This is a genomic window from Nocardia sp. NPDC051981, from assembly GCF_040680715.1.
GTDB lineage: Bacteria > Actinomycetota > Actinomycetes > Mycobacteriales > Mycobacteriaceae > Nocardia.
Window position 1 is genome coordinate 281,102 of the sequence record NZ_JBFAXK010000001.1, and the last position, 13,531, is coordinate 294,632.

A 13,531-nucleotide genomic window follows, 5' to 3' on the forward strand; every position below is an offset into this window, starting at 1 on the left:
ACTCGAATCTCATTCGCCGTTCGTGTTGAGTTCACCTGCTCCGTTGTGGCACAGTCGGTCTCGCCAAGATCAGAACCGACCGGCGTGAGGTGGCCTGTGGCGCTGGAATTTCCATCCTGGCTCGAGTGGCTGAGCTGGTTGGTGGGTTCCGAGTGGCCGCACGGCAACGAAGACCGGATGTGGCAGATGGGCCGCGATCTGGAAGCCGTTGCGGGACAGTCGGATGAGCTCATCGACGAACTGACTCGCCTGATGGACGACATCGAGAAAGCGTACCCGGACGGTGTGGGCGGCGAGTCCACGCTGAAGTGGCTGAAACCGCTGCGCGACGGCGACGATTCCGGGCACGGGTCGGTCAAGGAGTTCGGCGACAACTATCGCCAGCTGTCCAAGGCCGCCGACCAGATGGGCGATTCACTCCAGGCCACCAAGATCAACTTCTATATCGCGGGCGGATTCCTGCTCGCCGAGCTTGCCTGGGCGGCCGGGACCGGACCCTTCGCGGGCTTCTTCGAGGCCGAGGCCCTGACGGCCGCCCGCTTCGCCTTCCGCCGCCTGGGCCAGATGTTCGAGAACCGCATCGAGTCGATGCTCATGGAACGCATCACCGATCAGGTGCTGCGCAAGATCGTCACGAAGGCCATCTACGAGGTCGGCAAGGGCGCGTTCATCTCGACCGTGCAGAGCGTGGGCCAGGAGTTCGCGGTCCAGACCATCCAGAACATGAACGGCCACGGGCACGGCTACGACTGGAACGCCCTCGCGAAGAACGCTGCCGTGTCGGCGTTCTCGGGCGCGGCCGGCGGCGCGATCGGCTTCGGCGCGAACCGGGCGCTGCCCATCGATATGGGCGGGTGGCGCGGAACCTTCAATGGCGCGCTCACCGGTGCCGCCGGTGGGCTGGGCGGAGCCGGGGCCGCGTGGCTGGGCAATGGAGTGGTCAACGGGAACTGGGACCTGGATCCGCGCGCGCTCACCGGCGGCGCGTTCGCGGGGGCCGGCCCCGGCGGGCTGTACGGACATGCCGGGCTGACCAACCACAACGGCGTGATGGATGTGCCGACCCGCGACGGCAGCACTCACCTGCCCGAGCCGACCGGCACCCGGACCTTCGACCAGCCCGGGGCCGACGGACGTCCGGGGAGCACCGCCGAACCCACGACCGCACCGGCCAACGGCGGTACCAACGGATCCGCGCCCGACGGCAGCAGCAACGGATACTCCCCCGGCAGCGGACGGGACGGTGGTCCGTCCCTGCATGCCGCCAGTGCGCCCGATGCCGTGAGCACCGATCATGCGCCACCCGCGGAACACAGCAGCAGCGATTCTCCTCCCGCCGACAATCAGGCACCGGTCGGCGTGGACGGTCGGCGCGAGCGCCCTGAGGCCGATGCGCAAAACGATCCCAGCACATCGGATTCCGGTCCGCAGCGCGGCTCCGACACCCACACGCCGAGCGCCGACTCCACCGCAACGGGCGACGGCCACACCACCGGCGACTCACACGCCACCGGCGACCAGCACACGGCAACCGGTGACCACGGCGGTGAGCCAGGTCGGCCCGGCGATCCCAACGGACATACGAGCGAACCGAAGCCGGACGCCGATTCGAATCACGCAGCGGCAGGGCCGCTTCCGACGACCGATTCCGGCTCCCCCGCCCCGGCTCCGCAGAACGGCGGCGATCCGGGCCGGGCCACCGGCCCGGGCAGCACCGCGCCCGGATCAGGTTCCGGCGCAACGCCGTCCACGACGCACTCCGGCAGCCCCACCGGCACCGCCGGCGATATCCGTCCGTCCGCCGACCCCGCCAAGGCCGCTGCCCTCCCCCGTGACCTGCGCGCCGGCGCGCCTTCCGACGGTATCGCGCCCAAACCCGTTGGCCCCGCGCCCGACCCCCGCGCCGCGGCCACCGACAAACCCTTCCGGTCCGGCACGGACCCGGTCCAGGCGTCCAAAACCGGTGTCGAGGCCGCGGGGCCGCGCCCGGTCGACAGCGCCACCGGTGAGCACGACGGCACCGGCCACCACGAACCCGGCATCCACGAACCCATCGAAGAACACACCCCGAGCGGCAAGGACCGGGTACCGGACAACAGGGAGCACACGCCGGGCGACAAGGATCGCGAGACCGCACCACACGCGGGCCTGCCCGATGCGGGACCGGTCCTCGTGCACCTCCCGGCTCCGCACGACGGTGAATCCACCCGAACTCCATCCGACAACCGCAGATCCGGTGTGCCCGCGGCCGCTCCGGTCGGCGACTTCCACGGCGACGCCCGCCCGGAGGGCAAAGCTCTCGACCAGAAGTACGTCGACGGCCGGATCGACGACAACCTGCAACTGATCACCCCCGAGGACGTCGCCTGGAATCGCGATACCCGGGAGTTCGTACTCCCCAACGGTGACACGGTCCGCATCAAGGTCGCGGAGACCGAGCCGCCGCCCGAGGGCGGCAAACGCGATGTCGCCCAGATCCATGAGCGGGAGGGCGGATACGACATCCACATCTCCCCGCGCGCCCGCAACGAGGACGTGGCGCGGGCGGTGGCGCACGAGCTCGCCGAGATCCGACTCTCGCAGGACGACGACATTCCGATCTCGCGCCCGGACATGCGCGAGGATCGCCCCGACCAGATGACCCCGCACCTGGCGGGACGGATCGCAGAGCTGAAGGTGCTGGCGGCGCACATCGACCGGGCCGTCATGGACCCGGCGACGAAGGCGGAAGTGCTTCCGCGACTACGCAACGATCTGCACGACCTCACCCGGAAGCTCGGCTTCCAAGATCCCGCGCACGAGGCGACGGTCAAACAACTACTGCACGACCATGATCCAGCCCTCGCCAAACGAATAGCGCTGGAAGAGCACGATATTCTCGGTCACCGGCCGAAATTCGGGCCGACGCTCGACGAGCACGACTTCGAGCAGGGTGCTCGCGACCATATCGACCAGCTCGAGCAGCATCTCACCGGAGAGCATGCCCCGGACACCCTGCGCGCCGAGGAGCAGGGCATGCACGGCCGCATGCGCGAGGAGCTCTCGCGGCGGATCTTCGACCCGATCTTCGATCCGGAGACCCGCACCGCACGCAAGACCTGGGACGGCCTGCTCGACGCGCTGAATCCGTTGAGCGACATCATCAACGATCCGTCGCTGTCCCCCAGAGACCGCCCGAATGCCTTGCGCCAGGCCATCGAAGAGTTCCGCTCACACCCCGACATGACCCCCGAGGTCCGTGACGCGATCGGCGACACCGGCTTCCAGCACATGCACGACGCCGCCAAGGCACTGGCCGAGGGACCGAACCACATCACCGGGGTGCTCGACACCAGTAATGGACGCCTCACCATCGACGGCCGGGAGACCACACTCGGCGAGTTCCTGCAGGGCATCGACCGCGCCAATCGCGGAGCCACCGAGAACGGGCTCAATGTCGAATACACGGTGGTGCTGCACGACCCGGTCAACGGGCAGTCGGCCGTGGAAGTCCTCCCCCGGCCCCGACCACAACATCGGCTTCCGCTGGAGCAGGGCCTCTTCGGGCCGAATCACGAACCCATCCCACGAGAGCAGCGGGCCTCCGTCTCCGCGGCGGTCGAGGGCGGGCACACCATCGATGTGGGTGTCGGTCGCGGCGCGTACGCGGTCGAGCTCACCCCCGAAGCCGACAGGTCCCATGGCGGACTGGTCATCAAGACCGAGCTGGCCTCCGAAATGCCTGGCGCGGCACAGCGGCGCCGCGATCTCGGCATCCTCGATCCCGGTCCGCTCACCGAGCCGGGCACGGTCATGGTGTTCGCCGATCTGCTCACCAACGGCCACCTGCTCGGCGACGGGCCCGGCGGTGAAGTCGCGCGGATCTACATCAACAATGTGAGCGCGCACCTGGACCCGTCCGACTACCACGGCATGGCCGAGAGGCTCGAGACCGCACTGAAACCGGGTGGGCGCGTCGAGATCCAGTGGGACCCCAAGCCCGAGAACACCGAGGGTCCCCCCGTGTATCGCGGACACATCACCGGCCCGGACCTGTGGCAGGCCATCAAGAACAGGTACGACGGCCGCCCCAATCCGTTCCGGATCGTGGAGGAGACCACGTTTCCCGGGGATGGGTATCGCAACTACGACTACACGATCGACACCGGGGCCAGCAACAACCTCAACCGGGAGCGCATGGCCGACATCGTCCCGCCGCTGCCCGAGCACCGGATGGTCATCGCTTACGAGCCGGAAGGCCCGCACACCGGGCCCGACACCCATGCGTCGTCGCACGAGAATCCCGAAATACCCTCACACGAGAATGCCGCCCCTCCCCACGACAATGCCGCGCCTCCCCACGACGGTGGTGGCCGTCCACCCGGGCCCCCGCACGACGGCGGCGAGGGTCCGCCGCACGATGGCGAGGGCGATCCCACGCACGGCTCCGACCTGCCGGAACACCAGCAGCGCCGGGAGGATTTGCGGGAGTTGCGCGAGGAAACCCGTGACCTGCGCCAGGCAGGCCTGGACTCCGTGCGCGATATCACCGGCCGCCATCCCGGTCTCGACGAGCTCGGGCGACCCGGCGAACGCGCGCTGGTCACCGGGCGCTACCGCAGCGATCACCGCGGAGAACCGCACGACACGTTCAATTACAGTGGCACACCGCAGGAATGGCACCCCGCCTCCGAGGCACCGGCCGGCCCGCCGCGCGAGGCCCGGATCTTCGACACCGCCCAGGCCAGCGCGTACGACCCGGCTACCGGCAGACTGGCCGAGGGCGCGGGCAACGATCGGTTCAATGACGCCGAGGCGAAATTCTTCGAGAACCTGGTGCGCGATCAGCTCGCCGAACACAGCGGACTGTCCCCGGAGCAGATTGAGGCCGCGATCCGGCACGGTATCGAACGAGCCGACGCCGAGGTCGAGAGCACCCGGCCGAGCCTGCCGGCCGAGAAACGTCATGCCCGCCACGTCATTGAATTCGCGGTGCACGAATTGAACGAGCGCGCCCGCGACGCCGCCCCCGACCCCTCGGCGTACATTCCCTTGCGGGCCAAGGATTTCTCGCCGCATCAATTGGCGCGCCAGACCGGATTGCCCCACGACGTGATCGAAGCGCTGTATCCCGCGCCGAAGGACGGGGCGATCGACACCCGGCACACGATGCAACGTCTCGCCGAGCACGGCTTGGACGCGGACACGGTGCGGCAGGTCTTCCAGGATTCCGTAAATCTGCTGGAGCCGGACGAGGCGTTCAATCACTTCTCGAAACTCGATGTGCTGCACGCGACCAAGCGCATGGAAAGCGTGCTCGAGGAATTGAACGCGCTGGCGAAGAACCACGCCGACGAGCAGGGCACGCCCTATACGCCGATCACCCGCGACAGCATTACCGGTGATCTGCGGATGGTGGTGGATCTGCCCGCCGCGCGCACGCAGGATATGCCGCTGGCGTACCAAATCTGCAATTCCTGCCAGCGGGTTATTCTGGCCTACGAATCCGTGTTCCCTGGAATGCGGCTGGAAATCGTCAATCTAGCAGGTGAAAGGTTGCATCCCCGATGAGCCAATGGCGGACCGGACCCGGTGGACGGATACGGATCGTCTTCGAGAACGTGGTCGCCGACGGGCTGCGACGCGACTCGGTGCAGGGTGCGACCGAGGCGGAGATCGACGGGTTTGCCGCGCGGCAGGACATCGCCCAGGTGCCCGAAGCGGTGCGCGAAGTGCTGCGGCTGATCGGGAAGAGGCACGGATTGTGGCTGGCCGGAACGGCTTTCGGGGTCGACGCCGTCACCGCGGAGACCAAACGGCACGCGCTGGCCACCCTGGGCGGACTCGATCACGCCCTGCGTGATCCGGCGGGCATGCTGGTGCTCAGCGCACATCAGGCCTACACCTACCAGGTCATCGACGGCACGGACCTGGACCAGGACGACCCCCCGGTCTGGGAGATCGTCGAGGGTCAGGTGGCCCGCCCGCGCTGGCGATCGGTGACCGCCTGGTTCGCCGCCATGGATCCCGATATCGAGTCCCGCCGCGACATGCTCGAGGTGAATGCCGAACTGGGACACGACCTTCCGACGTGGGCGGCGGATATCGAGCCCCGATGACGTCCTCCGAGCGATTGGATGCGCGGCGGGCGCTGCTCGCGGTGCGCTCGGGCGCAGCCGACTGCCCGTATCTCGAGCTCGAAGGCGGAGGCCGCCAACAGATCACCTACAACGGCCCGGTCACCCGATACTGAGCCGATGTGCTCAGAGGTTGGTGAAGTCCACGGCGTTGTCGGTCTCGACCTGGCCGAAGGCGTCGGCCTGACCGCGCACCACGGCGGCCAGCTTGCGCAATTCGTCCACGCCGCGGCCGCTCTGCGTGACGAAGGACGCGCCGACCGCGGTGAGGGTGTCGGCGGCGGCCAGTGAGACCTTGTCCGCGCCCGCCGCGGGCACCGAGAGGGCATGGGTGTCCGCGCCCAGCGCGGCCTCCAGCCGATCGGCCACGGCTTCCAGGTCAGCGGCGGCGGATCGCACCGTGTCCGCGTCGAAACGCACGCCGCCCAAGTTGAATTCGCTCATCGTCCCTCCCTTTCCGCGCGAATCCTACCGCGTCGGTGCGACATACACCGACCGGGTTTCCGCGCCCTCACCGATCACCGTGCCGATTGGCAACGATCACTGGGCCGGGCGCGGGCCGTTGGTACCGACCGCGCCGACCACCGGGACACCGGTGTAGCCCAGCTCACCGACGACCTCGTCGCCGTGCTCGGCGGTGACCATATTGGTGCGCACTTCGTCATCGGCGTCACCGGCCTGTGCGGACGCGCCCGCGGCGCCCATGGGCGGCACCATGCCGCCACCCATACCGGCCGCGCCGGTCGCCGGCATCGGCGTGGGCACGACGGCGGGCGGCGTGGTGGCCGCGCTCATGGTGCGGGGGCTGGCCTGACCCAGCGGGGCCGAGGGTGCGCCCGCGCCGCCCAGACCACCCATCGGGGCCAAACCGCCACCGCCGAGCGCAGCCGAATCCGACGGCGCGGCAACCTTTTCCGTATCCGGATCCGGCTGCACCTCAGCGGTCTGGCTGATCGACTGGAGCTGCTGCAACTGCTGCACGCCCGTGCTGGCCGCGCTGCTCAGCGGCGAGATGAGGCCCAGCAGCTGCGACACCTGCGAGAGCGAGTCCACGCCCTTCGGTGCGTCGGTGACCTTCACCTTCTGTCCGGCCGTGGTCATATTGGCGCTGTGCACCGTCATCTCGGTGCGGGTCTTGGCCACCACCGCGGTCGCCTCGGCCGCCGTCTCACTGGCCAGGGACAGCAGGAACGCCTGCCCGGGCGGGGTGCCGATGAACGGTGCCGCCACCGTGACACCGGTGACGAACTTGGTGATGATGGCCGACATCAGGGCCGCACCGGTGGCCACCGAGGTCGCCGCGCCGGCCATGACCGTCTTCTGATGTAGGTTCTGGCCTTCCAGCTCCAGCGCGTTGGTCTGGGCCGCGGCGCCCTTCTCGGCGGCGCCGGCCGCGCCGGAGCCCTGCCACGAATTCGAGTTGGCCAGCGACATGACCGACTGGGCGATCGACATCACCTGCTGCAGCGCGCTCGAGACGCCCGAGAGCATCTTCGACGCGTCCAGCCCCTGACCCAGCTGGCCGGTGCCGAACGCGGACGCCAGATCGGTGAGCGGCTTGGTGAGCGCGGTCAGATCCAGGGTCGGCAGCGGCGGCATGTCCGGCAGCGGGGGGATGGCCGGCAGCTGTGGCAGCGCGGGCAGGCCCAGCGTCTGCAGGACATCGCCGACCGGGCTGTCCAGCAGCGGCGCGAAGTTGGTGTCACGCAGAGCATCCGCCACCGACTGGGCGCTCGCGGCAGCGGGCGTGGCCTGCACGGCTCCGGTCGAGCCCTGGTCGAAGGGCGTACTCACAGGTCCCGCGACAGGGAGAGGAAGTCGACTCCGGCGGCATCGTCGACGGCTTCGTAGCTGGCTGCCGCCTCGTAGGCGGTGACCGCCGTCCCCGCGTGCACAGCGGCGAGTTCGGCGACCGACGTCAGGTGATTGCCCTGTGCGCCCGCGTAACTCAGCAAGAAGTCCTGACCGATCAGCCCGAACACCGGCACCAGCCCGGCGACCGTGGCGACCTGGTCGACCGCGGCGGCGCCGGCGACAGCGCTCGCCATCGTGGCCGAGGCCTCTCCGTAGGCGCGAATCGCGTCCGGTGTGGCAACGAGGTGGCTCATGAGACCCCCATCAGGAAGATCATTTCGAATTGAACTATACAGAGCGGATATTCGCCCGGCATAGCGAAGAGTTCACGAACTGAAGAACAGCGCGGTGAACACAGGGTATTCCGCAGGTTACCTGGCCTGCGCCGGATACGTTGGCGCACCGTATATTTCATCACGCTCAGCAGATCCTGACGTCCTCGGTCAGCTCACCGGCCGCGTTCCAGCGCTTTGATCGCCGTTCGAGTCCAGGACGACCTGCTCCGACATCTGGCCGCTGATTCCAAGGATTCACTCCGTCACGGGGTCGCGGCGGGGCCGGGCAGCCCGGATCGAACACCGAACACAGTAGCGGGGTCGACCGCACCGCCGGGATCGGCTCAGATCGGACGCAACCAGCTGTCGGGCTCGGTCTCGTACTCCTGTTCCTCGATGTACTCCTGGCGCGTCACGTCCGCGGCGGTCGGCAGGCCGGTCAGGGCCAGCAGCTCGGGAGCCAGCCCGGTCGCCTGCAGCTGGGCACGCCGCTCGATGCCGGCACGGGCCGCGGACTGGCGGCACAGGCGCAGAATCTCCGCCGCCAGCAGTTCGGGATCCTCGCGCAGGCGGTCACGCTCGACCGAAATCGCCCGGGGCAGACCGGCTTCCGTCGTAGTCACCACGATCGCGCCGGTCCGCGAGGACAGGGTGAACTCGGTCGGGAATTCGTCTCCGGTCACTGATTTACCTCCCATTCGTCGGCGACGACCAGGACCACTTCCGCGATTCGGGTGTCCACGGCGGCGACCATGCGGCGGTGATCGGCGGGCACCGCTACCGGCGGATGGTCCGCGGTGATCAGGTACCGGCCGTCCTCGGCGAGATCTCGCCACTCCAGATGATGGCGAGTGATGCCGCGCGGGCCGAAGCGCGAACGCCCCTGCACCACATCGATGGTGCCCATGCTCGACGCCGCGGCGGACAGGAAGTCCGTGGCGCGGTCCACGACTCCGCCCTCGAGCGTTTCGTGCGCCGGGGACAGGCCGAAGTCGTAGTCGGTTTCCGCGACGTCCCGCGCCTCGGCGAGCACGATCTCGCGGCCGCGCCCCATCGGAACGTCGGGCAGCATGCGCACCATCTCCTCGGCCAGGTCATTGGCCCAGAACTCGGTAATGGTGAATCCCGCCGCGTGCCTGACGGTTTCGCCCGGCTGCTGCACCAGCAGATACCCGGCATCGCCGGACCGCACGCCGATCGCGCGAATACTGGCCTCGGGCACGCGCCAGTCGCCGCCGTCCCAGCCGCGCAGCTCGACGCGCACGTCCGGAGTATGCAGTGCGCGCAGCACGTCGGCCAGATCCGGATCTCGATCGCGCAGACCCTCGCGAGCGCGAATCTTGCTGTCCTGGAACGAGTTCCACAGGGGCGCGCGGCTGGAGAAGAACAGCGGCTCGGGCAGCAGCTCCTCGCCGAGTTCCTCCCACAGCACCAGGAATTCCAGATCGGTGAAGGACCAGGATCGCAACATCAGCCCTCGACCACCGGCTTCGCCACCACCGGCGGCGTGCCCATGGCCTCGTCCAGATACTCGGCGGAATCCAGGAATTCCGGACGCTTGTGGTCCTTGCCGCCCTGCGCACCGTGCGCGCCGCCGCCGTGGCCCATGCCACCCATACCGCCGCCCATGCCGCCCATGCCGCTCGGGCCGGACGCGACGCCCGCGCGCGCCACGCCGGTGGCGCTCGCCTCCACGGTCTCCGCCAGCGCTGCGCGCGGGAACAGTCGCGCCGCTTCGAGCGCCGGCTTGGGGCCACCGCCACCACCGCCACCGCCGCCACCACCGCCGCCCAGCTGGCTCTTCAGGTCATCGAGGTTGGGCATCGCGGCCAGCGAATCCTTCAGCTTGTCCTTCAGGTCGTCCTGCTGCTTGTTCTGCTGGTTCGTGGACTGCAAGCTCGACAGACCCTGCATGCCCTGCTGCAGCGCGCTCGACAGCTGCGACATGGCCTGGCTGGATTGGCCGCTCGTGCTCGAATTCGAGTTGGCGCCACTCGGATTCGAGCCATTGGGATTGGTGCCGTTCGGATTGGTGCCCTTCGGGTCGGTCCCGTTGGGATTGCTCCCTTTGGGGTCGGTTCCGTTCGGATGCGTGCCGTTCGGATTGGTCCCATTGGGATTCGTCTTGTTCGGGTCCGTTTTGTTCGGATCCGTGGTGATTTTCGGCTGCGGGTGATTCTGCGGAACATAGGGCTGCGTACCCGAACCGAACTGGTTCTTCGATCCACCGTTGCCGCCGCCACCGTTGCCGCCACCGCCGCCATCCCGGCGCGGAGCCGGGCCGTCCAGTTTCGGCTTCGGGGCGGTCGGATCGCCCAGTCTCGGCACGGCTTGGCTCGCGCCGATCAGGCCGGGCACGTACCAGCTGTGGAACGCGAGCTGTGCGGCCTTGATGATTCGCTCCATGCGGTCGTAGTGTTCGTAGTCGAAGTCGGTGGGTTTGTTCTGCGGCATATGGATCTTGGTGTTTGCCAGCCAGCCCGACACATTGGTCAGGTTCGCCGCCATCGCACGGAGATCGCCGGTGAGATCGCTCGCCTGCGTCTTGAAGGTGTTCGCGGCGTCGACGGCGCTCTGCGCGCCCGCGCTGGACCAGTCCTTGTCGTCGACCATCTTGGTGAGCTGTTTGGTCAGCCCGTCGAAGCTCTTGTCGATCTTGTCGGCGACCTTGGTCCAGGTGGCGCCGAAGTCGGCCACCGTCTGCGGCTGCATGCCCTGGCCCGCCGCATAGAACCAGTCGAGATCGTCGTGGGAGTAGGGGTTCTCCGGATCGATCGCGTCGTAGTGCCCGCCCTTGTGGGCGATGTCGTACAGCGCCGGATTGCCCTTCTTGTCCTCGTCGACGCGCGGCGCGGAATCCCCGCCCAGGTCCGGGATCTTGCCGGTGGCCATGCTCGGCTTGGCCGGGTCGGTGTCCGCGGCGTCGGCCGCCTTCTTCAGGTCGTCGAACCTGGTTTTGGAGTCCTTCTCGGCCGCGTCGTAGGTCTTGTCGGCCTGGATCATGGTGTCGGCCATGGCATTCACCAGGTCGATGTAGTGATCGAGAATCGTGCCCAGAGCCGTGGCCTGATCGTTGAAGCGCCGCTTGAGGATCAGGATTTGATCCAACGAACCGTTATCGCTGAAGCCGGTGTGCTTCGTCAGGAGTTCCTGGTAGCTCTTGGCGTAGATCAGCGCGTTCGCCGCGGCGGCCGCCAGTTTCGCGCCCTCGCGCGCCGCCCCGGGGGTCAGCTCGAGACCACCTTGGCCTGCCAGCTGGGCAAGCGCGGGCCAACGGTTGTTGTCGTTGTCAGTCACGTCTCACTCCTCACTCGCGCACCATTCCATCACTATGAATGTCGTTGGCGGAAGCGCTGTTCCATCCCGGGCAGATAGACGGACGCGGGCATGCTGGAGGTGGTCGCCTCCACCACACCGTCATCGGCGACGTAGTAGAGAGCTCGGTCGAGCATCGGTTCATCGGGTTCGGTCGGGGTGTATACCATCCAGCCGACCGGAAGCCGTTCCGCGCGAAGCTGATCGAGCGGGTAGGCCGTGGTGTCGATGCCCTCGGTGCGAATGTGATGGCGGACCACGTCCAGCGCCTCGGGCTCCGGCAGCGGTTCGGGGCCGATACGGGCCACCCCGGCCATGGCCAGCTGGTAGTGCGCGGCATCCAGCTGGGCGGAATCACCGAAGGCCGCCTCCATCACCGCCTGCGTGACATCCCGCCGCTCGGCCGCCGCGACGAATTCGGCTATCGCGGAACGCTGTTCACCCTCGGGATCGGCGGTGACCAGATCGCTGATCACGCCGGCGACGGTGGCCGCGGTCCAGATTCCGGGCACCGCGGGTGCGAGATGGGCGGCGGCGGGGGACCCACCGCGATACCAGCGGCCGCGCTCCCACCAATAGCAGAAGGTGAGCATGCCGCCGCTGGCGCGCGTATTCAACACGGGGTTGGCAACCCACTCCGGCGCGCCGGCGTACAGCTGCGGATGCGGGGCCTCGCCGTTGTAGGCGGCCGTCAATTCCGGTGCGTTCCAGACTCCTCCGGACAACACGGCGCGGCCTCCGGGCAACATGTACAGCGACGAGCCCGACCGGCGGGAACCCTCGAACCAGCCGAACGAGGGCAGCACCCGCGGACCCCATTCCGAATCGATGGCGACGAAGGCTGCCGCGATGGCGGCCCACCGCGACCACAGCAGTGGGAAATCCGGGAAGTCGTTCTCGGAAACCACGGGAAGATAACCGGATTCGCTATCCGCGCGGGCCGCGGCCGCCGCCTGCCGCGGAGTGCGAGATTGGCGGTCGTCGTGGCGCAGGTATGCGGCCAGCCACAGGGGGAGGGAATCACGGGGATACGACTCGAGATCTGCCAGATAGTCCCGCGGGGAAAGCAATTGGTCGCCCGGAAACGGCTCATCACCGTAATCGTGGTCCACGCTCAGCTCACCCGCCGCCGTCACCTCGAGCTCCAGCCGCCACCACGGGTCACCGAGTTGGGCCGACAGTTCGCGATGCTGGTCGACCAGTGCCAGGATCTCCACCGGCGGCGAGATCCGGGCCTGCCGTTGCTCCGGATCGGAGTAGACAACCTGGGCGACCCGCGCGCTCACGGTCACCGCGAACGCGGCGTGCAGGCGGTCCCAGCCCTCCGGTGCCAGCTCGCACAACTCCTGGGCGATACGGTTCGCCAGGCGGCGCGCCCGCTGCGGGATATCCGATTCGGTCGCGCCGATGGTGAATCCGATGTCAGGGGCCGAGTCGTCCGGTGCGGCGGCGGGGCCGGGCTCCGGGGTCATCCCGATGACGGCGGCCAGACGGTCGAACTCGGGGAGATCGGTGTCATTGCCGAAGGCCGGGAGCGCAGTCGCCGACTGTGCTGCCAGATCTGCGGATGGGGCCGCACCGGAGCGGTTCTCGCTGTTCTCGTGGGAAATCGTCACGCGCAATCGTCTCCGTCAGCCCTGGTCCGCGGACCCTTGCTGCTGTTCGCGCGCGGCCTTGCGCTGTTCGCGTTCCTCGAACCAGTTGTCCATGTCCTCGCGCCAGCGCGCGGCATTGCTGCCGTCCAGCTGACCGGCGAAGGCCCGCCGGGCCGCGTCGATCAGCTCGGGGGTGATATTCGGATGCGCCTCGGCGATCGCCCAGAGGGCGGTCTGGGTGTCGTCATCGAGGCCGGTGGCGGTGTGGACACCGCGACCCTGCATCACATGCGACAGCACCTCGTCGAAGTTCTGCCGCAACTCATCGTCACTGGGATAGCCGTGGCGCATGTCCCTCTCCTCCCTCGGCCGAGCC

Annotated in this window: 11 protein-coding genes; 3 read left to right on the plus strand and 8 right to left on the minus strand. The window is 68.3% G+C overall.

The window, feature by feature from the left end; all coding sequences use genetic code 11:
* Window positions 1-96 precede the first annotated feature (96 nt).
* The 3 genes from AB0L60_RS01280 to AB0L60_RS01290 are packed head-to-tail and all read left to right on the plus strand — an operon-like array spanning window position 97 to window position 6,232.
* The gene (locus AB0L60_RS01280; protein WP_364605546.1) at window positions 97-5,550 is read left to right on the plus strand and encodes a hypothetical protein; all 5,454 of its coding nucleotides are present in this window, start codon (window positions 97-99) and stop codon (window positions 5,548-5,550) included.
* Window positions 5,547-6,098 (plus strand): hypothetical protein, encoded by a 552-nt coding sequence (locus AB0L60_RS01285; RefSeq protein WP_364605548.1) that lies wholly within the window; start codon window positions 5,547-5,549, stop codon window positions 6,096-6,098. Before AB0L60_RS01280 ends, AB0L60_RS01285 begins: the two co-directional genes overlap by 4 nt.
* Window positions 6,095-6,232, plus strand: coding sequence for a hypothetical protein (locus AB0L60_RS01290; RefSeq protein ID WP_364605550.1), 138 nt, complete (start codon window positions 6,095-6,097; stop codon window positions 6,230-6,232). The genes AB0L60_RS01285 and AB0L60_RS01290 overlap by 4 nt, the downstream gene beginning before the upstream one ends.
* A gap of 10 nt (window positions 6,233-6,242) precedes the next feature.
* On the opposite strand, the gene AB0L60_RS01295 is transcribed toward AB0L60_RS01290, so the two are convergent.
* The 8 genes from AB0L60_RS01295 to AB0L60_RS01330 all read right to left on the minus strand — a co-directional run bounded on the left by AB0L60_RS01295 (window position 6,243) and on the right by AB0L60_RS01330 (window position 13,506).
* A complete protein-coding gene (locus tag AB0L60_RS01295) occupies window positions 6,243-6,560 on the minus strand; it encodes a PE family protein (protein WP_364605552.1) in 318 nt (105 codons plus the stop codon).
* A gap of 96 nt (window positions 6,561-6,656) precedes the next feature.
* Complete coding sequence (locus tag AB0L60_RS01300; protein WP_364605554.1) at window positions 6,657-7,910, minus strand: hypothetical protein; 1,254 nt, start codon at window positions 7,908-7,910, stop codon at window positions 6,657-6,659.
* Window positions 7,907-8,224: a type VII secretion target gene (locus AB0L60_RS01305; protein WP_364605556.1), complete on the minus strand. Its 318-nt coding sequence runs from the start codon at window positions 8,222-8,224 to the stop codon at window positions 7,907-7,909. Before AB0L60_RS01305 ends, AB0L60_RS01300 begins: the two co-directional genes overlap by 4 nt.
* Before the next feature lie 365 nt (window positions 8,225-8,589).
* On the minus strand, window positions 8,590-8,928 hold the full coding sequence (locus tag AB0L60_RS01310) for a hypothetical protein (RefSeq protein WP_364605558.1): 339 nt from the start codon (window positions 8,926-8,928) through the stop codon (window positions 8,590-8,592).
* Window positions 8,925-9,716 (minus strand): ESX secretion-associated protein EspG, encoded by a 792-nt coding sequence (locus AB0L60_RS01315; protein ID WP_364605560.1) that lies wholly within the window; start codon window positions 9,714-9,716, stop codon window positions 8,925-8,927. The genes AB0L60_RS01310 and AB0L60_RS01315 overlap by 4 nt, the downstream gene beginning before the upstream one ends.
* Window positions 9,716-11,542 (minus strand): hypothetical protein, encoded by a 1,827-nt coding sequence (locus AB0L60_RS01320; protein WP_364605562.1) that lies wholly within the window; start codon window positions 11,540-11,542, stop codon window positions 9,716-9,718. Before AB0L60_RS01320 ends, AB0L60_RS01315 begins: the two co-directional genes overlap by 1 nt.
* A 32-nt stretch (window positions 11,543-11,574) precedes the next feature.
* A complete protein-coding gene (locus AB0L60_RS01325; RefSeq protein WP_364605564.1) occupies window positions 11,575-13,176 on the minus strand; it encodes a hypothetical protein in 1,602 nt (533 codons plus the stop codon).
* Between the two features lie 15 nt (window positions 13,177-13,191).
* Entirely contained in the window at window positions 13,192-13,506 is a 315-nt protein-coding gene (locus AB0L60_RS01330) for a hypothetical protein (RefSeq protein WP_364605566.1), read from the minus strand.
* Window positions 13,507-13,531: the final 25 nt, after the last annotated feature.